Source organism: Melissospora conviva (genome assembly GCF_049523535.1).
GTDB classification, from domain to species: Bacteria; Actinomycetota; Actinomycetes; order Mycobacteriales; family Micromonosporaceae; genus Melissospora; species Melissospora conviva.
The window spans coordinates 775424-795607 of sequence record NZ_JBLLDT010000002.1 but is presented as its reverse complement, the minus strand read 5'-3'; the positions used below and the strand labels follow the sequence as shown (position 1 = coordinate 795607).

The 20184-nt window shown below is 72.6% G+C and carries 16 protein-coding genes; 5 read left to right on the top strand and 11 right to left on the bottom strand.

Annotated elements, in window-relative coordinates; all coding sequences use genetic code 11:
* Positions 1-80: 80 nt before the first annotated feature.
* Positions 81-764, bottom strand: a complete 684-nt coding sequence (locus ACK8GG_RS08650) for a DUF4191 domain-containing protein (RefSeq protein ID WP_440355991.1) — start codon at positions 762-764, stop codon at positions 81-83.
* A gap of 151 nt (positions 765-915) precedes the next feature.
* Between ACK8GG_RS08650 and ACK8GG_RS08645 the strand changes: the two genes are divergently transcribed.
* The gene (locus tag ACK8GG_RS08645) at positions 916-1467 is read left to right on the top strand and encodes a hypothetical protein (protein ID WP_440355990.1); all 552 of its coding nucleotides are present in this window, start codon (positions 916-918) and stop codon (positions 1465-1467) included.
* 10 nt (positions 1468-1477) lie between these two features.
* Here ACK8GG_RS08645 and lipA read toward each other — a convergent pair whose 3' ends face one another.
* Positions 1478-2419 (bottom strand): lipoyl synthase, encoded by a 942-nt coding sequence (gene lipA / locus ACK8GG_RS08640; protein ID WP_440355989.1) that lies wholly within the window; start codon positions 2417-2419, stop codon positions 1478-1480.
* Between the two features lie 405 nt (positions 2420-2824).
* Here lipA and aspS point away from each other — a divergent pair, with 405 nt between their 5' ends.
* Positions 2825-4141 carry an aspartate--tRNA(Asn) ligase gene (gene aspS, locus ACK8GG_RS08635; RefSeq protein ID WP_440355988.1) on the top strand — a complete coding sequence of 439 codons (1317 nt, stop codon included), beginning with the start codon at positions 2825-2827 and terminating at the stop codon, positions 4139-4141.
* Between the two features lie 71 nt (positions 4142-4212).
* Here the strand turns inward: aspS and lipB are convergent, their stop codons facing one another.
* The 4 genes from lipB to ACK8GG_RS08615 all read right to left on the bottom strand — a co-directional run bounded on the left by lipB (position 4213) and on the right by ACK8GG_RS08615 (position 9069).
* Entirely contained in the window at positions 4213-4851 is a 639-nt protein-coding gene (gene lipB / locus ACK8GG_RS08630; protein ID WP_440355987.1) for a lipoyl(octanoyl) transferase LipB, read from the bottom strand.
* Positions 4852-4903: 52 nt separating this feature from the next.
* On the bottom strand, positions 4904-6742 hold the full coding sequence (locus ACK8GG_RS08625; RefSeq protein WP_440355986.1) for a DUF6311 domain-containing protein: 1839 nt from the start codon (positions 6740-6742) through the stop codon (positions 4904-4906).
* A gap of 126 nt (positions 6743-6868) precedes the next feature.
* On the bottom strand, positions 6869-7765 hold the full coding sequence (locus ACK8GG_RS08620) for a TIGR01777 family oxidoreductase (protein ID WP_440350488.1): 897 nt from the start codon (positions 7763-7765) through the stop codon (positions 6869-6871).
* Between the two features lie 47 nt (positions 7766-7812).
* Complete coding sequence (locus ACK8GG_RS08615) at positions 7813-9069, bottom strand: globin domain-containing protein (protein ID WP_440355985.1); 1257 nt, start codon at positions 9067-9069, stop codon at positions 7813-7815.
* Between the two features lie 232 nt (positions 9070-9301).
* On the opposite strand from ACK8GG_RS08615, the gene ACK8GG_RS08610 reads away from it, so the two are divergent.
* Positions 9302-9946 carry a 2'-5' RNA ligase family protein gene (locus tag ACK8GG_RS08610; protein WP_440355984.1) on the top strand — a complete coding sequence of 215 codons (645 nt, stop codon included), beginning with the start codon at positions 9302-9304 and terminating at the stop codon, positions 9944-9946.
* Between the two features lie 94 nt (positions 9947-10040).
* Here the strand turns inward: ACK8GG_RS08610 and sucB are convergent, their stop codons facing one another.
* On the bottom strand, positions 10041-11882 hold the full coding sequence (sucB, locus tag ACK8GG_RS08605; RefSeq protein ID WP_440355983.1) for a 2-oxoglutarate dehydrogenase, E2 component, dihydrolipoamide succinyltransferase: 1842 nt from the start codon (positions 11880-11882) through the stop codon (positions 10041-10043).
* Between the two features lie 67 nt (positions 11883-11949).
* Complete coding sequence (gene lpdA / locus ACK8GG_RS08600) at positions 11950-13338, bottom strand: dihydrolipoyl dehydrogenase (RefSeq protein ID WP_440350484.1); 1389 nt, start codon at positions 13336-13338, stop codon at positions 11950-11952.
* Positions 13339-13509: 171 nt separating this feature from the next.
* On the opposite strand from lpdA, the gene ACK8GG_RS08595 reads away from it, so the two are divergent.
* On the top strand, positions 13510-13842 hold the full coding sequence (locus ACK8GG_RS08595; RefSeq protein WP_440350483.1) for a hypothetical protein: 333 nt from the start codon (positions 13510-13512) through the stop codon (positions 13840-13842).
* A gap of 91 nt (positions 13843-13933) precedes the next feature.
* Here the strand turns inward: ACK8GG_RS08595 and ACK8GG_RS08590 are convergent, their stop codons facing one another.
* On the bottom strand, positions 13934-15508 hold the full coding sequence (locus tag ACK8GG_RS08590; protein ID WP_440354829.1) for a leucyl aminopeptidase: 1575 nt from the start codon (positions 15506-15508) through the stop codon (positions 13934-13936).
* Positions 15509-15665: 157 nt separating this feature from the next.
* Between ACK8GG_RS08590 and gcvT the strand changes: the two genes are divergently transcribed.
* Positions 15666-16796 (top strand): glycine cleavage system aminomethyltransferase GcvT, encoded by a 1131-nt coding sequence (gcvT, locus tag ACK8GG_RS08585; protein ID WP_440354828.1) that lies wholly within the window; start codon positions 15666-15668, stop codon positions 16794-16796.
* Positions 16797-16801: 5 nt separating this feature from the next.
* Here gcvT and ACK8GG_RS08580 read toward each other — a convergent pair whose 3' ends face one another.
* Together ACK8GG_RS08580 and ACK8GG_RS08575 are read right to left on the bottom strand one after the other, a co-directional pair.
* Positions 16802-18097 (bottom strand): DUF2314 domain-containing protein, encoded by a 1296-nt coding sequence (locus ACK8GG_RS08580; protein ID WP_440354827.1) that lies wholly within the window; start codon positions 18095-18097, stop codon positions 16802-16804.
* Between the two features lie 93 nt (positions 18098-18190).
* Positions 18191-20038 (bottom strand): bifunctional adenosylcobinamide kinase/adenosylcobinamide-phosphate guanylyltransferase, encoded by a 1848-nt coding sequence (locus ACK8GG_RS08575; RefSeq protein ID WP_440355982.1) that lies wholly within the window; start codon positions 20036-20038, stop codon positions 18191-18193.
* Positions 20039-20184: the final 146 nt, after the last annotated feature.

Genomic DNA, 20184 nt, shown 5'->3' with positions numbered 1-20184 from the left:
GCAACGGGAACTCGGCCCCAAAGCAGCGGTCCGCCCCGACCTGAGTCGGGACGGACCGGAGGTGGCAGAGCCGGCAATCGTCAGCGGCGGGGCATTCGCGGCGCCTTCTGCGGCCGCATGTTCTTCGGGATCGCGCCCTTGGGCATCTGCGGCCGGGCGCTGAGCGCCTTCAGCCGCCGGTTGAGCGCGGTGACGTCACGGGGCTTGAGGGCGCGCGGCAGCTTGACCAGGGTCATCCGCAGCTTCGGCAGCGGCACCTCGCCCTCCTCGCGACCGATCACGTAGTCGTAGAGCGGGGCGGTGCCGATGACCTTGGCGAGCCGGCGCTTCTCCTGGCCGAGCAGGTGGCGCACCCGCTGCGGGCTGCCCTCGGCGAGCAGGATCACGCCGGGGCGGCCGACCACCAGGTGCACCATGTCCATCTGGGTGGTCGAGCTGATCGCCGGGGTGACCCGCCAGTCCCCGCGCATGTTCTCCAGGATCGACGCGGCCGCGCCGGGCTGCCCCTCGGCGGCGTTCATCATCGCCTTGGTCGAGCGCATGTTGAGCACGATCAGCAGCGCCAGCAGCGCCAGCAGGATGCCCAGCGGCAACCAGAGCCAGCCCCAGTAGATGACGGCGGGCACGGTGAGGGCCAACGGGATGAGCACCGCGGCGGCAGCCAGTGGCGCGAACCACTTGTCCTGCTTGGCGGTGAACTTGAAAACCATCCCGATCTGCTTGAGGCGCTCGCGGAACGAGACCTTCTCCTGGGGCTTTGCCATGGGCACGAGTCTAGTGGTCCGCCGGCACGCCGTTGATCCGTGGCCGGTCCTGGCAGCCTGCGCCGTCGGAACATGCCCGCTGATCGATGAGACGTTAGGGTGTGGCCGGGCGGGATGTCCCCGATCGCACCCGAATCGACGGAGGATCCTTGTGACCAGTCCACGACGTCGGCGGGTCGCGGCTGCGGCACTGGCCGGGTTCCTTGCCCTCGGCGGGTGCGGCCCGGGCGACGGCGCCGTTCCGTCGGCGGACGCGCCCCCGAGCGCAGCCGCCATCGCCACCGCAACTGCCGACGCCGACGGTTTCACGTCCGCCGAGCGCGAGGTCCTCAACGCGGTGAAGGGCTTCCACGACGTCGTGTTCGCTCCTGGAGACATCAGAGACAGAAATCTCGCGTCCGCGCTCAAGGGCATCGTGACGGAACAGGTCTACAAGGACGCCGTGGCTTTCGAGAGAAAGCAAGAAGGTCTGGTGCGCCTGGGGACGTACTCATTCGAACCGTTCACCGTCACCATCAACGGTGATGAGGCGGAGGTCCACGGGTGTTTCGACGGGACCTCGTCATTCATGGTGAAGCGTGGCGAGACGCAGCCCGGTGTCGGCTCAAAACCCGGAGATCGGAGAGAGAACGAGATCACGCTTGAGCGGGTCGACGGGGTGTGGCTCGTCTCGTTTCCATTCGCCAACGGCAAACCGTGCTGAGGGCGACCGATCAGGCGGTCGCCGCCGCGTTCTCGCGGGCCTCCAGCGCCTGGCGGTAGAGCCGCCCCGCCCGGTACGACGAGCGCACCAGCGGCCCGCTCATCACCCCGGAGAAACCGATCTGCTCGGCTTCGTCGCGCAGTTCGACGAACTCCTCCGGCTTGACCCAGCGCTCCACCGGGTGGTGACGCGGGGTCGGCCGCAGGTACTGGGTGATGGTGATCAGCTCGCAGCCGGCGGCGTGCAGGTCGCGCAGCGCCTGGGAGACCTCCGCGCGCTCCTCGCCCATGCCGAGGATCAGGTTGGACTTCGTCACCAGCCCGGCGTCACGGGCCTGGGTGATCACGTCGAGGGAGCGCTCGTACCGGAAGGCGGGGCGGATCCGCTTGAAGATCCGCGGCACGGTCTCGACGTTGTGCGCCAGCACCTCGGGGCGGGAGTCGAAGACCTCCGCCAGCAGCTTCGGCTCGCCGTTGAAGTCGGGGATCAGCAGCTCCACGCCGCAGCCCGCCTGCAGGGCGTGGATCTGGCGGACCGTCTCCGCGTAGAGCCAGGCGCCGCCGTCGGGGAGGTCGTCACGGGCGACGCCGGTGATGGTGGCGTACTTCAGCCCCATCGTGGCGACCGACTCGCCGACCCGGCGGGGCTCGTCACGGTCGAGGTCGGCGGGCCTGCCCGTGTCGATCTGGCAGAAGTCACAGCGCCGGGTGCACTGGTCGCCGCCGATGAGGAAGGTCGCCTCGCGGTCCTCCCAGCACTCGTAGATGTTGGGGCAGCCCGCCTCCTGGCAGACCGTGTGCAGGCCCTCGCGGGAGACCAGGCCGCGGAGTTCGGTGTACTCCGGGCCCATCTTCGCCTTGACCTTGATCCACGGCGGCTTGCGCTCGATCGGCGTCTCCGCGTTGCGAGCCTCGATACGCAGCAGTCGGCGTCCTTCAGGAGCGATCGTCACCGGACCAGCCTACGCCGGAGAAGGCATCGATGACCCGATGGGCGAGCGCCGTCACCTTTGCCCGGCACCGCTCCGATCGGCGCCGAAATCCGCTCGCGGCCCGTCGGCGCCCCCTATACGCTGGCCCCAACAGCGACGACGGAGCCGAGTAGTGGCCCGGAACGCCAGTTCAAGAGAGCCGCCGGGTGCTGCGAGGCGGTCTGGCACCGGGGCGTGAAGACCCTCCCGAGCTGCGGGCAGAACGGCGCGTACGCGCTCAGTAGAGCCCGCCCGGCCGGCCCCGGTCATCAGGCGACGAATGAGGCTCCCGCGTCATGCGGGGGCGAAGGTGCGGTGGTACCGCGAGGTTTCCCGCTCGCCCGCACCTCCCTGGGGATCGCGTTGCGATCGATCAAGGAGGTAGCCGTGCAACGCATCCTGTCCCACCAGCTCCCCACCCATCTCGGCGCGACCGTCACCGTCGCCGGCTGGGTCCACCGCCGCCGGCTGTTCAAGTCGGTGGCCTTTCTCATCCTCCGCGACGCCACCGGACTGACCCAGGTGGTCGTCGCCGACTCCGCCACCCGCGCCCAGGTCGAACAGCTCACCGAGGAGAGCGTCGTCGCCGTCACTGGCATCGTCGCGCTCCGGGCCAAAACCACCGGCACCGCGACCGCCGGGGCGGTCGGCGCCGACCAGGTCGAGCTGATCGACCCCGTGATACGCCCGCTCGGCACCCCGGCCGTACCGCCGCCGTTCGACCTGTTCCGCCCTGCCCTGACGGCGACCCTGCCCACCCAGCTCGACCACGCGCCGGTGGCGCTGCGCCACCCGACCCGCTCGGCGGCGCTGCGGATCTCCGCGGCGGCGGTCGCCGGGTTCCGGGCGGCGCTCGACGCCCGGGACTTCGTGGAGATCCACACCCCGAAGATCGTCGGCAGCTCGACCGAGTCCGGGGCGAACGTCTTCGCGCTGGACTACTTCGGCCGGCCCGCGTACCTGGCGCAGTCGCCACAGTTCTACAAGCAGCTCATGGTCGGCGTCTTCGAACGCGTCTACGAGGTCGGGCCGGTCTTCCGGGCCGAGCCGCACGACACCGGGCGGCACCTGGCGCAGTACACCTCCCTCGACGCCGAACTGGGCTTCGTCACCGACCACACCGAGGTGATGGCGGTGCTGCGCGAGGTGCTGGCGGGGATGCTGGCAGTGGTGGAGGACCGGGCCGGTGCGGCGCTGGCGACCCTCGGTGTCACCGTGCCCGAGGTGCCGGCGCGGATCCCGGCGCTGCACTTCACCGACGCGCTGCGGATCGCCGGCGCCGCCGCCGCCGAACCGGACCTCGCTCCGGCGCACGAACGGGCACTGGGACAGTGGGCGCTGCGCGAGCACGGCAGCGACTTCGTCTTCGTCACCGGCTACCCGATGGCCAAGCGTCCCTTCTACACCCACCCCGACCCGGCGCGGCCCGGCTACTCCAACGGATTCGACCTGCTCTTCCGCGGCGTCGAACTGGTCACCGGCGGCCAGCGGCTGCACCGCCACGAGGAGTACCTCGCCGCGCTCGCGGCTCGGGGCGAGCCGGTCCAGCCGTACGCGGGGTATCTCGACGCGTTCCGGCACGGCATGCCGCCGCACGGTGGTTTCGCCATCGGGCTGGAGCGTTTCGTGGCCCGGCTGACGGGGGCGGCCAACGTCCGCGAGGTGACGGCCTTCCCCCGGGACCTGCACCGTCTGACGCCGTAACCCTGCCGCGGATCCGCCCCGCACCTCGAAAACCGGGGTGCGGGGCCGGACCGAGCGGTACGGCCGGCGGGTCAGGCCAGGAGGGTGGGGAGGTGGCGTTCGACGACGGGGAGGACCTCGGCGACGGTGACCGGGCGGCCCAGCTCGGCGGTGAGCGAGGTGACGCCGGCGTCACGGATGCCACAGGGCACGATCTTGTCGAAGGCGCCGAGGTCGCAGTCGCAGTTGATGGAGAAGCCGTGCTGGGTCACGCCCCGGGCGACCCGGATGCCGATCGCGGCGACCTTGCGGTCGGGGCCGCGCTCGTCGGCCGGCACCCAGACGCCGCTGCGCCCGTCGACGCGTACGGCGGTCAGGCCCAGTTCGGCGCAGACGTCGATGAGCAGCTGCTCGGTGCGGCGTACGTAGGCGACCACGTCGATCGGATCGGGCAGCTTCATGATCGGGTAGCCGATGAGCTGCCCCGGTCCGTGCCAAGTGATCTTGCCGCCGCGGTCGACGTCGACAACGGGCGTGCCGTCCATCGGGCGGTCCCATGCCTCGGTGCGCTTGCCGGCGGTGTAGACGCTGGGATGCTCCAGCAGCAGGACGGTGTCGCCGCGCTCGCCGTCGGCGACCTCGGCGTGCAGCCGGCGCTGCTCGTCCCAGGCGCGCTGGTAGTCGACGATGCCGGCGTGGACGGCGGTGAGGGCGGGAAGCGTACTGGTCACGCCGTCAGCCTAGCCCGCACTCGGGGATCGGCAGCCGTTCGTCGTGACAGCGTCAGCCGACCCAGCCGTTGGCGGGTTTCGTCCAGAGCCAGACATCGTCCACGCGGGTCGGCTCGCCGAGCAGTTCGGTGGCGACCTGCCGCACCGCGTCGGCGCGTACCGGCCACTTCGCGCCGTGCGGCGCGTCGGCGAGGACCACCACCTGCACGTCCCAGTACTCCAGGTCCTGCAGCGCGGCGACGCGGGTGGCGCGGGTGACGGGCGGGACCCGGCCGGTCTGCCCGGCCCGGGCCACCATCGAGTCGAAGGTACGGACGACCGGACCGATCTTGCCGCGCCCGTCCGGCCCACCGGGGCCGAGGAAGAAGCCGCTCGGGATCGCGAACTCGCCCTGGTTGTCCGCCAGCGCGTACGCCTGCCAGCGCTGCCCGTCCGGGGTGACGTCCAGGGTCAGCGGCAGCGGGGTGAGCACGCCGCCGGGCGAGACGTACTCGCGCCAGGTGCCGGCGGTGATGAACTGCGGGATCGGCTCGCGTTGCAGCGTCAGCAGCGGCGCGGGGATCAACGGCACCAGCGCCACAGCGAAGGCGACGATCCAGATCGCCCGGGACCGGGCACCACGGCGGCGGCGGATGAGCAGGTCGGCGGCGTAGGCGAGCAGGATGCCGAGAATCGGCCCGATGATCAGGGCCAGCCGGGAGGGGAGCGCGGCGTTGATCACCGGTAGCCGGCCGAGCGTGGCGAAGGGGAGCGCGGTGTCGGTCACGCTGCCGTTGAACTTCAGCACCGGCCCCAGGGAGAGCACGGTGAAGACGATCGCGGTCACCGCGAGCGCGATCAGGGTGGCCCGGCGGGAGCGGTTGCCGTACCGGAACAGCAGCACGAAGCAGACGACGGCCAGCAGCAGCAGCGGGATGCCGAAGAAGCTGTTCTCCTCGGTCGGGTTCGGGGCCAGGCCGGTGTCGAGTCCGGCCAGCCCGGCGAGGCTGCGCTGCGGATAGGCCCCGTACGCGGCCAGGTCCTCGGAGTGGACGATCGCGTCGAAGCCGGTGCCGTGGAAGCGCTGCGGCCCGGCGAAGTGCAGCCAGAGCGGGTACGCCAGCAGGGCGCCGGCGGTCACGGCGGTGACGCCGAGCCCGCGGAGGAAGGAGGGCAGTGCGGCGCGTACCTGACCCCAGTGCGGCGGCTGCGCCGCCCAGACGGCGAGGAAGACCGCCAGCGCCAGGGCGGTGAAGAAGAGCCCTTCGGCGGCGATGGAGAAGGCGATGGCGACGAGCACGCCGAGGATCAGCCCGTTGCGCAGCCAGCGCCCCGGCTGCCGCAGCTGGATCACCCGCCAGATCAGCAGCGGCACCAGCCAGCCGGCCGTCCAGTTCAGGTGGGCGTTGGCGTGCGAGACCATGCCGGGCGCGAAACCGATGAAAAGCCCGCCGAGGGCGGCGGCGAACCCGTTGCCGACGAGGTGCCGGGAGAGCAGCCAGTACCAGGCGATGGCGGTCGCGGCGAGGTTCAGCGTCAGGATGACCAGGAAGGTCATCGGCGCTCCGGCGAGGAAGGTCAGCGGCGCGAAGACCACGGCGTAGACCGTGATCGAGGTGTTGACGGCCAGGTTCACGCCGAGCGGATAGTTCAGCAGCGTGGTGTAGAGCGGGTTCTCGCCGTGGGTGACGGCATGCGCGCCGTAGGAGAGCAGCCACTCGAAGAGCGCCTGGTCGCTGGAGTTGACGGTGATCGCCCGGCCGTTCGGGTCCAGCCACAGGCCGGCGGTGACCAGGAACGCCAGGCCGAAGGCGGCCAGCACGGTGAACAGGTCGCTGCGCCAGTGCGGCAGGCGCCGGGTGCCGGCACGCTCCGGAGGAGGTTCGCTGGACCGCGACGGAGACTTCGGCACGTGCCGGAGGTTACCAACCCGCGCGACGACGCTCGGCGAGTGTGGCCCTGAACCGGCGTCGCTGTCCGGATTTGGTCCCGCCGGGCCGCTCGACGTGGAACGGACCGGCAGGAGCAGCTGCCCGGGTCAGCCCGCCAGGGCGAGCCGCAGAGTCTCGGCCAGCTCCGGGTGCCGGAAGGTGAATCCGCGGCGACGCAGCACGCCCGGCAGGACCCGGGTGCTGCTCAGCGCCTCGGTGGAGAAGCCGCCCAGGGCGACCTTAAGCGCCACGGCGGGGATCGGGATCACCGCCGGACGGTGCAGCGCGGCCGAGAGTTCCCGGGTGAACTCGGCGTTGGTCACCGGGTTCGGGCCGACGAGGTTGACCGGCCCGGCGATGTCGGACTCGAGCAGGAAGACCATCGCCTCCAGCCAGTCCGGCATCGACATCCACGGGATCCACTGCCGGCCGCTGCCGAGCCGCCCGGCGATGCCGAGCTTGAAGGGGAGCAGCATCGGCTTGAGCAGCCCGCCGGACTTCTCCAGCGGCAGTCCGGTGCGCAGCCGCACCACGCGTACGCCGGCGTCCTCGGCGGGACCGGTGGCGGCCTCCCAGACCCGGCAGACGTCGGCGAGGAAGCCCTCGCCGGCCGGTGCGTCCTCCTCGACCGGCCGATCACCGGTGTCGCCGTACCAGCCGACCGCGGAGCTGTTGAGCAGCGCCTTCGGCCGGTCGGCGGCCGGCAGTCCGGCGATGGCGGTGGCGAGCGTCGCGGTGCTGTCGACCCGGCTGGAGCGGATCGTGCGCCGGTACGCCTCGGTCCAGCGCTTGTCGCCGACCCCGGCCCCGGCCAGGTTGATCACCACGTCGGCGGCGGCGACCACGGCGGGGTCGAGATTGCCGGTGGAGGGCTGCCACTCGATCTCACCGGCTCCCCGCGGCTCGCGGCGGACCAGACGGGTGATCTCGTGGCCGTCGGCGGTGAGGCGGTCGGCGAGGCGGGTGCCGAGGAAGCCGGACGCCCCGGCCATCAGGATGCGCATCCTCCTATCTTGGCCGATAACACTCCGGGGCGGAGGTCAGGGGCGGTTCACTGCTGGTCGTGACGGATCCGGTCGGCCGGCACGCCCAGCTCCACCAGCCGCCGGGTCAGCAGCCGGACCATGCTCGCCGGCCCGGCCAGGTACGCGTCGTGGCCGTCCCAGTAGCCGTGCCGGCTGACCACGTCCACCACCGTGCCCTGTTCGTAGGGCCCGGCTTCGCCCTCGGCCACCGCCGGCACCACGCGCAGCCACGGGTACTCCTGGCCGTAGCGGGTGAGGGCGGGCAGGTCGTAGAGGTCGTCGAGGGTGCGGCCGCCGACGAAGAGCCAGGTGGGCGGGGGAGCACTCCGGGCGGCGAGTTCGCCGAGCAGGGCGCGGAGCGGGGCGAGCCCGGTGCCGCCGGCGATCAGCAGCACCGGGGCGTCGGTCTGCGCGGCCAGCGTCATCGTGCCGCGGGCCGGGCCGACGAGCAGCCGATCCCCGACCGCGGTGCGGTGCACCAGCACGTCGCTGAGCTGGCCGGCGCCGGTGGCGCGCACGTGGAACTCCAGTACGCCGTCGGCGGCCGGTGGCCCGGCCATCGAGTAGCTGCGCCAGGTGTGCGGCAGCCGGGCGGAGGCGAGCGTTGCGTACTGCCCGGCGTGGTAGTCGTACGGCCCGGCGGGGGCGACCCGCAGCACGGCGAGGTCCGCGCCGCGCCGCTCGTGGGTGGTCACCGTGGCGTGCACGTACGGCGGGCTGCTCAGCGCCGCGTCGGCGCTGTGGCTCATCACGTCGGCGAGGAACCCGTACGCCCGCAGCCAGGCCGCGTCGTACGGTGCGGACCAGGCCGGTCCGGCGTGCCGGCGCAGGGCGGCGATGAAGGCGTCCCCGAACGGGCCGTAGTGCACCGCGCGGACGCCGAGTTTGCGGTGGGCGCGGCCGTATTCGGCGAACATCGTCAGCAGCCGCTCGGGGGAGTCGAGGTGCTCCATGAGCTGGGTCAGCGACCAGGCGAGTCGTTCGCGCTGGGCGGCAAGCGAGCCGGGGAAGAGGGCCCGCAGGTGCGGGCCGGTCGCGAAGAGTGACGTGTAGAGGTGGGTCAGGGTGTCGGTGAGGGGTTCGAGCAGCGGCAGGCTCTCGCGCATCAGGCGCTGGTCGTCGCGGCGCTCGGGCCAGGCGGCGAGGCGTTCGCCGAGGTAGTCGGTGTCGTCGGACCGGTGTGGACCCTCGCCGCGCAGGCTGCGCCGCAGCCGGATCGAATGGTGCAGGTCGAGGAGGCTGTGGTAGTCGCGGCCACGGTCCGTGTTGTTGATCACCGTCACGTCACGATGCTAGGGAGGCCCTGGATTCGGGCTGCGCGCCGCCAGCGCAGATGTGCCTACATTCACCTTTGTCGCGATAAGGGACCTTTGGCCCTGCCCGGCGGACTTACCGACTGCTACCGCACCTGAGCACTGTGGATCCCGGTCTTTCGCCCCGTCGCGTTGTAGCCTCGCGCGGTGACCTGCGCCTCGCCGAAGAGGACGATCACGCAGCCGGACGGGGGTGTGGACGGTGACCGACGCCGAGCGTATGCGGGACCACTGGTGGTGGCGTCCCGGGCACCGGAGCGGCCGGCACTACCACGCCTGCCACTTCGCCATGGGACGCCATCGGGAGCTGGCGGGGCTGGTGCGGACGTACCAGAAGGCGCTGGAGCCCTTCACGGGCCTGGATCTGATTCCGCTGCCCTGGCTGCACCTGACGATGCAGCCGGTGGGTTTCCTCGACGAGGTGGGCGCCGAGGAGCTGCGGCGACTGTGGCCGGTGCTGGGGCAGGAACTCGCCGCCGTGCCGGCGCCGCTGGTCACCCTGCACCGTCCGGTGGTCCGCGCCGAGGCGATCTACCTGCCCGCCGTCCCGGCCGAGCCGATCCTGGCGGTACGCCTGGCGGTGCGCAAGGCGATCGGTGAGGTGCTGGGGCCCCAGCGGGTGCCGGAGAGCGCCGACCAGGTGGCCGGCTTCCGGCCGCACGTCAGCATCGCGTACGCCAACACCGGCCAGGACGCCCGCCCCGTAGCCGCCGCGCTCGCCGCGGTGGTGACCGAGCCGGTCCTGATCACCCTCGACCAGGTCGAGCTGATGCGGTTCCACCGCGACAACCGGATGTACGAGTGGCGCAGCGCCGAACCGTTGCCGATCGGCGCGGCGACGGGGTGATCGGGTGCCGCAAGGCCCTGCTGCCGGGATTCTCGGCACCGGCCGGGAACGACGAAGGGCTCCCCGGGCGGCCGGGGAGCCCTTCGTCGTCGGATCAGGACAGGCCCAGCTCCGCCTCGAAGTGGCCGCCTTCCAGCCGCTCCTTGACCGCGGTCAGGAAGCGGGCGGCGTCGGCGCCGTCGATGAGCCGGTGGTCGTAGGACATGGCCAGGTACATCATCGAGCGGACCGCGATGACCTCACCCAGCTCCGAGTCCTTGACCACGACCGGGCGCTTGACGACCGCGCCGGTGCCGAGCATCGCCGACTGCGGCGACGGCACGATCGGGGTGTCGAAGAGCGCCCCGCGGCTGCCGGTGTTGGTCAGCGTGAAGGTCGCGCCGGCCAGCTCGTCCGGGCTGATCTTGTTGGTCCGGGTCCGCTCCGCGATGTCGGCCACCCGCCGGGCGATGCCGGCCAGGTTGAGGTCACCGGCGTTGTGGATGACCGGCACCATCAGACCGCGCTCGGTGTCGACCGCGATGCCGAGGTTCTCGCCGTCCGGGTAGGTGATCGTCCCGGCGTCGAGGTCCATCTGGGCGTTGACGACCGGGTAGGTCTGCAGCGCCTCGATGGCCGCGAGGGCGAAGAACGGCAGGAAGGAGAGCTTCACGCCGTGGCGGGCGAGGAAGTCGTCCTTGGCCTGCGCCCGCAGCTTGGCGATCTTGGTGACATCCACCTCGACCACGGTGGTCAGCTGCGCCATCTCGTGCAGCGACTCGTGCATCCGCTTGGCGATGACGGACCGGATCCGCGGCATCTTCTCGACGCTGCCCCGCTTGGCGCTCACCTGCGGCTTCGGCGCCGGCTTGCCGGCGGGCTTCGCCGGGGCCTGCGCAGCGGCGGCCGGAGCCGGCGCGGCCTTGGCCTTCTCCGCGGCGGCGAGCACATCCTGCTTGCGGATGCGGCCACCGACACCGGTGCCGGTGACGGTGGAGAGGTCGACACCGTGCTCGCCGGCGAGCTTGCGCACCAGCGGCGTGACGTAACCCGGGGACTCCTCGGCCGCGCCGCCCTGGGCGGGCGACTTCGCGCCGGCGCTCGGCGCCGGCGGCTGGGACTGCGCCTCGGCCTTGGCCGGATCCTTGGCGGTCTCCGCCTGCGGGGCCGGCTCCGAGTACGACATGCCCGGCGTCGGTTCCTCGTTGTACTCGGCGGGGCGCTGCCGTGCCGGCTTCGCCTCGGCCTTCGGCTCCGGCTTGGGCTCCGGCTTCGGCTCGGCCTTCGCCTCGGGCTCCGGCTTCGCGGCCGGGGCCGCGGCCTTCGCCGCGCCCGGGCTGCCGATGATCGCCAGCTCGGCGCCGACGTCGGCGGTCTCGTCCTGGCCGACCTTGATCTCCAGCAGGGTGCCGGCGACCGGGGAGGGGATCTCGGTGTCCACCTTGTCGGTGGAGACCTCCAGCAGCGGCTCGTCGACCTCGACGGTGTCGCCGACCTCCTTGAGCCAGCGGGTGACAGTGCCCTCGGTGACGCTCTCACCGAGCGCCGGCATCGTCACCGGCGTGCCCTCGGCGCCACCGGAAGCCGCGGGTGCCGACTCCTCGGGCTGGGCCTGCGGCTCCGGCGTGGGCTCCGGCTCCGGCGCGGCCTGCGGCTCCGGCTCCGGCGTGGGCTCCGCCTCGGCCTCGGCCTGCGGCGCGGCGCCGCCGGCCTCCTCGCCCTCCTCGGCGATGACGGCAAGTTCGGCGCCGACCTCGACGGTCTCGTCCTCGGGCACCACGATCCGGCTCAGAGTGCCGGCCGCAGGGGACGGAATCTCCGTGTCGACCTTGTCGGTCGAGACCTCGAGCAACGGCTCGTCCGCCTCGACCGTGTCGCCCTCCTGCTTGAGCCAGCGGGTGACCGTGCCTTCCGTGACACTCTCACCCAGCTGCGGCATGGTGACCGATACCGGCATTTCTCAAGGCTCCTTTGTCGCGTCTTGCGCGTGGCCCGCTCTGCCGCGGGTCACCGTGGGAAAACTGTCAGGCGTGGGCGTGCAGGGGCTTGCCGGCCAGGGCCAGGTGTGCCTCACCGAGCGCCTCGCCCTGCGTCGGGTGCGCGTGCACGAGCTGCGCGACCTCCGCCGGGTAGGCCTCCCAGTTGAAGATGAGCTGCGCCTCGCCGACGAGCTCGCCGACGCGGGCACCCACCATGTGGATGCCGACGACCGGGCCGTCCTCGATCCCGACCAGCTTCACGAAGCCCGCGGTCTTGAGGATCTGGCTCTTGCCGTTGCCACCCAGGTTGTAGTTGTAGGTCTTGATCTTGTCAGCGCCGTACTGCTCCTTGGCCTTGGCCTCGGTCAGTCCCACCGACGCGAGCTCCGGGTCGGAGTAGGTGACGCGCGGGATGCCGTTCTCGTCGATCACGGCCGGCTCGAGGCCGGCGATCTGCTCGGCGACGAAGATGCCCTGCTGGAAGCCGCGGTGCGCCAGCTGCAGGCCGGGCACGATGTCGCCGACGGCGTAGACGTTCGGCACGCTGGTGCGCAGCCGCTCGTCGGTCAGGACGAAGCCGCGGTCCATCTTGACGCCCTGCTCCTCGTACCCGAGGCCGGCGGTGGTCGGGCCGCGGCCGACCGCGACCAGCAGCAGCTCGGCCTCGACGGTGTCGCCGCCGGCGATGCTCACCTTCACACCGGAGTCGGTGGTCTCCACCTTCTCGAACGGCTTGCCGACCTTGAACTTGATGCCGCGCTTGCGGAACGCCCGCTCCAGCGCCTTGGACGACTCCTCGTCCTCGGCCGCCACCAGCCGGGGCAGCGCCTCGACGATGGTGACGTCGGCGCCGAAGGAGCGCCAGACACTGGCGAACTCCACACCGATCACGCCGCCGCCGAGCACGACCACCGAGGAGGGGACCTTCTCCAGCTTGAGCGCGTGCTCGCTGGTGATGATCTTCTCGCCGTCGACCTCGAGGCCGGGCAGGCTGCGCGAGTACGAGCCGGTCGCCAGCACGACGTTGCGGCCGGTGTAGCGCTTGCCGTCCACCTCGACGGTGTCCGGGCCGACGAGCTTGCCCTCACCCGCGACGAAGGTGACCTTGGCGGACTTCACGAGGCCCTGCAGGCCCTTGTACAGCCGGGCGACGACACCGTCCTTGTAGGAGTTCACGCCGGTCATGTCGATGCCGAGCAACTCGGTCTTGACGCCGAACTGCTCCGACTCGCGGGTCTGGTCGGCGACCTCGGCGGCGTGCAGCAGCGCCTTGGTCGGGATGCAGCCGCGGTGCAGGCAGGTACCACCGAGTTCGGCCTTCTCGATCAGCGCCACCGAGAGGTCGAGCTGCGCGGCGCGCAGCGCAGCGGCGTAGCCGCCGCTGCCACCCCCGAGGATCACTACGTCGAAGGTTTCGTCGTTCGGCTGACTCACAGTTCACTCCCGGGTCGCTTCGCTGCTACGAGGGCGTGCCCCAAGGCAAGGGCACACTCGCCTCGGTCATCTTGTCACTTCCGCACCCACACCGCGCAGCGAGGTGCCCAATCCCACCCGGCTGCAACGTACGCTGGCCGCAGTTCGGCGTGGGTGCGGAAGGGATGATCAGTGGCGCTGTTTCGACGACGCAAAAAATCAGACGGTGGCAAAGCGGGTGACCGCTCGGCGAGTCGCACCGACTTCGAATACCTTGAGCAGTTTATCCGTAGCCGGCAGGGTGTTGAAGCGTTCATCGAACCTCGGACGACGGTCACCGAGACCACGGTGATCCTCATCGCGCACGACGGCGAGTGGACTCGTCGGCGTGTCACCGATCCGGGTGAGGCTCGGCGCTTCGCGCACAAGATGGCCATCCCGATCTACGATGTCCGGCTGGTCGGCTACCCGCAGCGGATGCGGGACTACAACGAGCGGCGCAAGCGCCGCCCCGAGCTCTTCTGACACTCCGGCGGCACCTGACCGCCCGGTGGGTGCCCGGCACCTGAGCGCCCGGTGGTGGGCACCCGACCCGGGCGCCCACCACCGGCACGGGTCAGCCGTTGGCCGCGATGTCCTCGATGAGCGCGACCAGCGTCCGCACCGGAACACCGGTGCCGCCCTTGGTCCAGTAGCCGGTCGCCTCACCCGAGTGGTAGCTCGGACCGGCGATGTCGATGTGCGCCCACGCCACGTCATCGGTGACGAACTCGCGCAGGAAGATGCCGCCCTGCAGCATGTGGCCGGAGCGGTCCATGCCGGCCTGCACCTGCAGGATGTCGGCGATGTCGGACTCCATGCCCTTGCGGATCTCGTCCGGCAGCGGCATCGGCCAGGCCGGCTCACCGGTGGCGTCACCGGCGACCCGGACCCGCTCGCAGAGCTCGTCGCTGCCCATCACGCCGGCGATCCGCTTGCCCAGCGCCACCACCTGGCCGCCGGTGAGGGTGGAGGTCTCCAGCAGGTAGTCGCAGCCGTCCTCACAGGCCCGTGCCATCGCGTCGCCCAGCACCATCCGCCCCTCGGCGTCGGTGTTGAGCACCTCGACCCGCTTGCCGTTGTACATCGTGACCACGTCGCCGGGGCGGTAGGCCGTACCCGAGGGCATGTTCTCGGCCATCGGCACGTACGCGTGCACCGCCACCGCGGGCTTGAGCTCCGCGACGGCCAGCATCGTCGCCGCCACCGCAGCCGCACCGCCCATGTCGGACTTCATCTCCCACATGCCCTGCGCGGGCTTGATGGAGACGCCGCCGGTGTCGAAGGTGATGCCCTTGCCGACCAGCGCGACGCGCTTGCCGCCCTCGGCTCCGGCCGGGGTGTAGGAGATCTTGACCAGCCGCGGCGGGGCCGCGGAGCCGTTGCCGACGGCGAGGATGCCGCCGTAGCCGCCCTCGGTGAGGGCGTTCTCGTCGAGCACCTCGACACCGAGACCGGCGGCCTGCGCGGCCTCGGTGACCTTCTCGGCGAACGACGGCGGGCGCAGCTCGTTGGGGGCGGCGTTGACCCAGTCGCGGGTCAGCCGCACGGCGGCGGTGACCACCGCGGCGCGGCGGATCTCGGCCTGCGCGGCGGCGTCGGCGGCGTCGGGCACCGCGATCTGCACCTCGGCCACCGGCGGGCGCAGCGTCGGCTGCGGCTTGGTCTTGTAGCCGGCGAACCGGTAGCCGCCGAGCAGCGCGCCCTCGGCGACCGCGCGCAGCGCGGCCGGGGCGTCGGCGTCGTCGGGCAGCGGCAGCGCCAGCGCCACCCGCCCGGCGCCGGCCAGCGCGCGTACCGCCGTGCCGGCGACCCGGCGCAGCGTCTCCGGCGCGGGGGCGGCCCCCGACGGCTCGGAGCCGAGCCCGACGACCGCCAGCACCGGGGCGCTGACCGTGCCGAGCGTGGCCACCTTCGTCACCTCGCCGGCGCCGCCGGTGGCGCCGAGCAGCGCGAGGGTGCGGGTCAGGTTTCCGTCGAACGCGGCGGCGATGCTCTCCGCGCCCGCGGCCAGCAGCAGGGTGTCGGCGAACCCGTCGGCGGTGGCGTCGCCCTCGGGGCGCTGCGAGTACACGCCGATGACGATCGCGTCGACGGCAAGCTCCGCCGGGTCGCTGTCGACAAGGCTCAAGGTGGTGCTGGGTGATGTCACTCGGCGTCTCCGGAACAGGACTGGGCCCGCGGGGTGTGCGGGCCGGATGGAAGGTCTCCGGCGAACCTACCCGCCGCAGCTGGGACGTCGCCGACCACCTGAGGTGGCGGTGCGGCCGAGCCGCCCGGCCGGTGCTCTTCCCGGTAGGTTGCCAAACATGACCGATGCGACCAGCGCACTTCCCGATCCCGGCCTCCGGCATTCGCCGCTGCACGAACGGCACGCCGCGCTCGGCGCCAAGTTCGCACCCTTCGGCGGCTGGCTGATGCCGCTGGAGTACGCCGGCTCCGGGGTGCTGCGCGAGCACACCGCGGTCCGCGAACAGGTCGGGGTCTTCGACGTGTCACACCTGGGCAAGCTGCGGGTCGCCGGCCCCGGCGCCGCCGCCTTCGTCAACTCCTGCCTGACCGCGGACCTTGAGCGCGTCGGTACCGGGCAGGCCCAGTACACCTTCTGCTGCGACGAGGCGACCGGCGGCGTGATCGACGACCTGATCGCCTACCGCGTCGCCGACGACGACATCTTCCTGATCCCCAACGCGGCCAACGCCGCCGAGGTGCTCCGCCGGCTGCGCGCCGCCGCGCCCGAGGGCATCACCGTCGAGGACCTGCACGACGCGTACGCCGTGCTGGCGGTGCAGGGGCCGCGCTCGGCCGAACTGCTGACCGCGCTCGGCCTGCCCGCCGGGCACGACTACATGAGCTTCCGTACCGCCGGTTTCGCCGGCGCGCAGGTGATCGTCTGCCGCACCGGCTACACCGGGGAACACGGCTACGAGCTGCTTGTGCCGGCCGCGGCGGCGGTGGCGGTCTGGGACGCGCTCTTCGCCGCCGGCGCGCCGTACGGGCTGGTCGCCGCCGGCCTGGGCGCCCGGGACACGCTGCGCACCGAGATGGGCTACCCGCTGCACGGCCAGGACCTCTCGCCGGAGATCACCCCGGTGCAGGCCCGCTCCGGCTGGGCCGTGGGCTGGAACAAGCCCGCGTTCTGGGGACGCGGGGCGCTGCTGGCCGAGAAGGAGGCCGGCGCCCGCCGTACCCTCTGGGGTCTGGTCGCCGCCGGCCGGGGGATCCCCCGCTGCGGCATGAGCGTGCACGCCGGCGACGCCGTGGTCGGCACCGTCACCAGCGGCACCTTCTCACCGACCCGCAAGGCCGGCGTCGCGCTGGCCCTGCTGGACCGCGCCGCGGGCCTGGCCGAGGGGGACACCGTCGAGGTCGACGTCCGGGGTCGCCGGCTGCCGATGCAGGTGGTGCGGCCCCCGTTCGTGCCCTCCTCGGTGCGCTGACCCGCTCAGCGTTCCGGCTGCGCCTGCTGCGCGGCGTCGAGCACCGCCTGTGTCCAGCCGCCCTCGACGACGCCGGTGGCATCGAGCAGGGCCCAGTCGACGACGTCCTCGGCGGAGACCGCCACCGGCGCGCCGATGCGCACCGCCGGGTCGCAGGCCGCGTCGCTGGCGCTGGCACCCGTGAGTCGTTCCGGGGTGGCCCATGAGGTGACGCCCATCCAGACGAACTCGGGGCCGTCGACGGTCTCCAGGGCGTACTTGACGACCAGCTGGGTCTCGTCGGGCAGCCGGCCGTTGAGGAAGCGGTTGCGGATCGAGGGCAGGCTCGCCCGGGCGGTGGCGATCGCCTGGTCCATCTCGTCGTCCGGTTCGGCGTGCGCGACGGTCGACTCCTCGCCACCGAAGAGCGCCGCGCAGGCCTCGGCGAAGTAGCGGGCCGGCGCTCCCAGGTGCCCCTCCGGCGGGAGCAGGCTCAGGAACGACTCGCCGTCCGGGTCGGTCGCCGGGTCCAGCTCCAACCGCAGCCGCACCGGCGCCGTCCCGACGTGCCGGCGCGGATTGCCGTACGCCACGGCGATGTCGTGACCGGTGACGGCGGTGACCATCGGCAGCTGGGCGAAGGGCGGCACGTCCTCCTCGCCGAGCGCCTCGCTCCAGTGCCGCAGCAGCCGGCGCGCCGCGCCGGTCATCACCGCGCCCCAGGCCCGGGCCAGCCCGTCCGGTACGCCCTGCGCCTGCAGCTCCATCAACCCGAAGCGGCGCAGCCCTTTCGTGGTGAACCAGAGCGTGTCGCCCTGCGGGGAGTACGGCACCAGCACCCAGTCGACCAGCCGGATACGGCCCTGCTCGTTGGGGAGTGACCGCAGCGCCGTCTCCGGATCCAGGAAGCGCAGCGCGAAGACGTCGACGATCTCCGCACCGACCGCGGTGGCGATCGCCGCGGCGACCGCCCGTGCGCCCCACTCGTGGGCCGGCGGCCAGCCGGGCCGGAACTCGGCCTGCACGACGACCACGTAGCGGGCGGCGTCCAGGCGTTCGAGCTGCTCCTCGGCGGCGCCGAAGGCGGTCAGCAGGTCACGGGGCAGCGGCGGGAACTCCTCCACCAGCCGGGTGTCGACGGTCAGCAGCGGGCTGTCGAGCATCTGCCGGGCCAGGCTGCGAATCGGCTCGACCAGGCGCTCGGCGATCGCGTCCAGCGCGGTCGCCGGGCTCACCTCGGGCAGATTCGGCACCGGCACCAGGTAGGTCGCGTTCAGCGACTCCGGTACCGGTACGGGCAGGAAGTCCTCAGTGCCGAGCATGTCGTCCTCCCACCAGGCATGGCCGGTCGTTTCGAACGCTACCCGGGTGGGCGGTCCGGATTCAGGCGGTCGGGACTACCCCGCCGCGGCGAGTCAGCCGGCCCGGCCCGCTGACTGCCCGACACCGGACTCCGGCTCGGTCTGCGGCTGCGTGGTCGCCGGTCCCGGCCCCTGCGGTGCCGGTTCGGCGAACTCCGGCTCGGCACCGGCCGGCTCCGCGTCCTCCCTGGTCCCGTCGGACTCGGCCGGCTCGTCTGCGGCATCGGTCGCCGCCGGCTGCGGGTGCGGCGGCAGCGCGGCGGCCAGCGCCAGCGCCGAGCGCAGCATCGGCAACGCCGCCAGGGCGTTCGCCCCCTCACCGAGGTCCAGCCCGAGCCGCATCAGCGGCGTGAGGCCGAGCACCTCGGCGGCGACCCGTACGCCGGGGTGGCCGCCGTCGTCGACCAGCAGGCACCAGTGCCGGGCCTGGCTGCCGAGGTCCCGGCTGACCATGCCGGCGGCGATGCCGACCGGGCCGTCCAGCAGCACCGGCAGCCGGTGCGCGGCGGCGGAGAGGAGCACGCCGGTGGCCACGGCGATGTCGCCACCACCAAGTTCGGCGAGCACCTCCCGGGCGCTGCGTCCGGCGTACCGGCTGCGGTGCAGCGCGTCGCGTACGGCGGTGCAGCGCCGGATCCACGCCGTGTCGTCGACCCGGCCGCCGGGACCGACGACCCGGGCCAGGGCCATCGGCGGCTCGGTGCCGGCGGTCGCCGCGAGCACGGCCGCGGCGGCGCCGTCGGTGCCGGTACCCACCGCGGCAAGCACCAGCAGCCGGACGCCGTCCGCCGCGGCCTGCCGGGCCAGCTCCCAGCCGGTACGCAGCGCGGCCTCGACCGTCGCCTCGTCCAGCGCCGGCCGGAACTCGATCGGTGCCGCCGGTGGCGCCGACACGACCTGGAGGTCGGCGCCGGCGGCCGCGGCGAGCTGCCCCAGCGCCCCCGTGCCGTCGGTCGCCTGCCCGAGGCGGCGCGCGGTCTCCTGCGGTTGGTGGCCGGCGGCCAGGCCGCCGTCGTGTTCGCCCTGCACCAGCAGCACCCGCACCCGATCCCAGGCGGTCGGCACCGGAGTCGCCTGGGTGGCGGCGGCGAACGAGATCAACCGGCTCAGGTCACCGAAGCCGGTGCCGGCGAGGTCGAGGTCGGCCAGGCGCGCGACGGCCTGCGGCCCGGTGGTGTCGTCGGGCATCGGAAGGTCCATGCCGGGTGCGAAGTCCACCTCGGCGGCGTCCAGGTCGGCGACCGGGGCAGAGACGAGCGTGGGGGCGGCGGCCGCAACCGGCACCGCAGCCGGGGCCTGCCGGGGCTGACTGGGAATGCCCACGGAGGCGACCGCGGGTGCGCCGGTGACCCCGTTGGCTCCTGCGCCGGTGCCGCCGGGGCGAGCCCCGGGCCGCGCTGCCGCCGGGGAGCCGGCCGGCGCGTCGCCGGTGGCGGGCTGCGGGACCTTCAACCAGCTGGGCTGACCGGCGATCACCAGCACGACGGCGTCGCAGGCGTCGGCGACGGTGCGGTTGGTGGTGCCGAGGGCGTCGGCGAAGGCCCGCTCCACCAGCTCCGCCGGGGCAGCGCCGAGCCCCGCCTCGGGGGCGACCAGCACCACCCGGGCGGCGCAGTCGCCGACCGCGCCGGCCAGTTCGGCGACGGTTGCCCGATCGTCGGCCGGCTGGTGTGCCGGGTCGAGCAGCACCCGCACCCAGGCGTCCAGGCCCTCGACCAGCAGGGTCTCATCGGCGCGGGCCCGCCGCAGCAGCTGCGCCAGCTCGGAGGGGTCGGCCGAGAACTCCTCGGCGGCGACCCGTCGTACCGAAGCCTGATCCTGTAGCAGGGAGAGGGCGAATTCCGACCTTCCGGAGCCGATCCCCCCGAGGACCAGCAGCCGCTTCCACCCGTCAATCGACATGCTCGTACCTTAGCCAAGCTCGCGTCCGCCCCGGCGCGCGCGGCGGTTTTGGCGCTGCCGGGGCCGCTCTGCCCGGATCGTCGTCGGCGAGCGGTTCGGCCCCGCTCGACTAGGCTGTGCCCCGGTGCGCGGCGTCCCATTCGCCG

Coding starts and splice junctions, on each gene's coding strand:
- sucB (WP_440355983.1), bottom strand. CDS start 11,882: ATGCCGGTATCGGTCACCATGCCGCAGCTGGGTGAGAGTGTCACGGAA.
- gcvT (WP_440354828.1), top strand. CDS start 15,666: ATGACCGATGCGACCAGCGCACTTCCCGATCCCGGCCTCCGGCATTCG.
- ACK8GG_RS08650 (WP_440355991.1), bottom strand. CDS start 764: ATGGCAAAGCCCCAGGAGAAGGTCTCGTTCCGCGAGCGCCTCAAGCAG.
- ACK8GG_RS08575 (WP_440355982.1), bottom strand. CDS start 20,038: ATGTCGATTGACGGGTGGAAGCGGCTGCTGGTCCTCGGGGGGATCGGC.
- ACK8GG_RS08580 (WP_440354827.1), bottom strand. CDS start 18,097: ATGCTCGGCACTGAGGACTTCCTGCCCGTACCGGTACCGGAGTCGCTG.
- ACK8GG_RS08620 (WP_440350488.1), bottom strand. CDS start 7,765: ATGCGCATCCTGATGGCCGGGGCGTCCGGCTTCCTCGGCACCCGCCTC.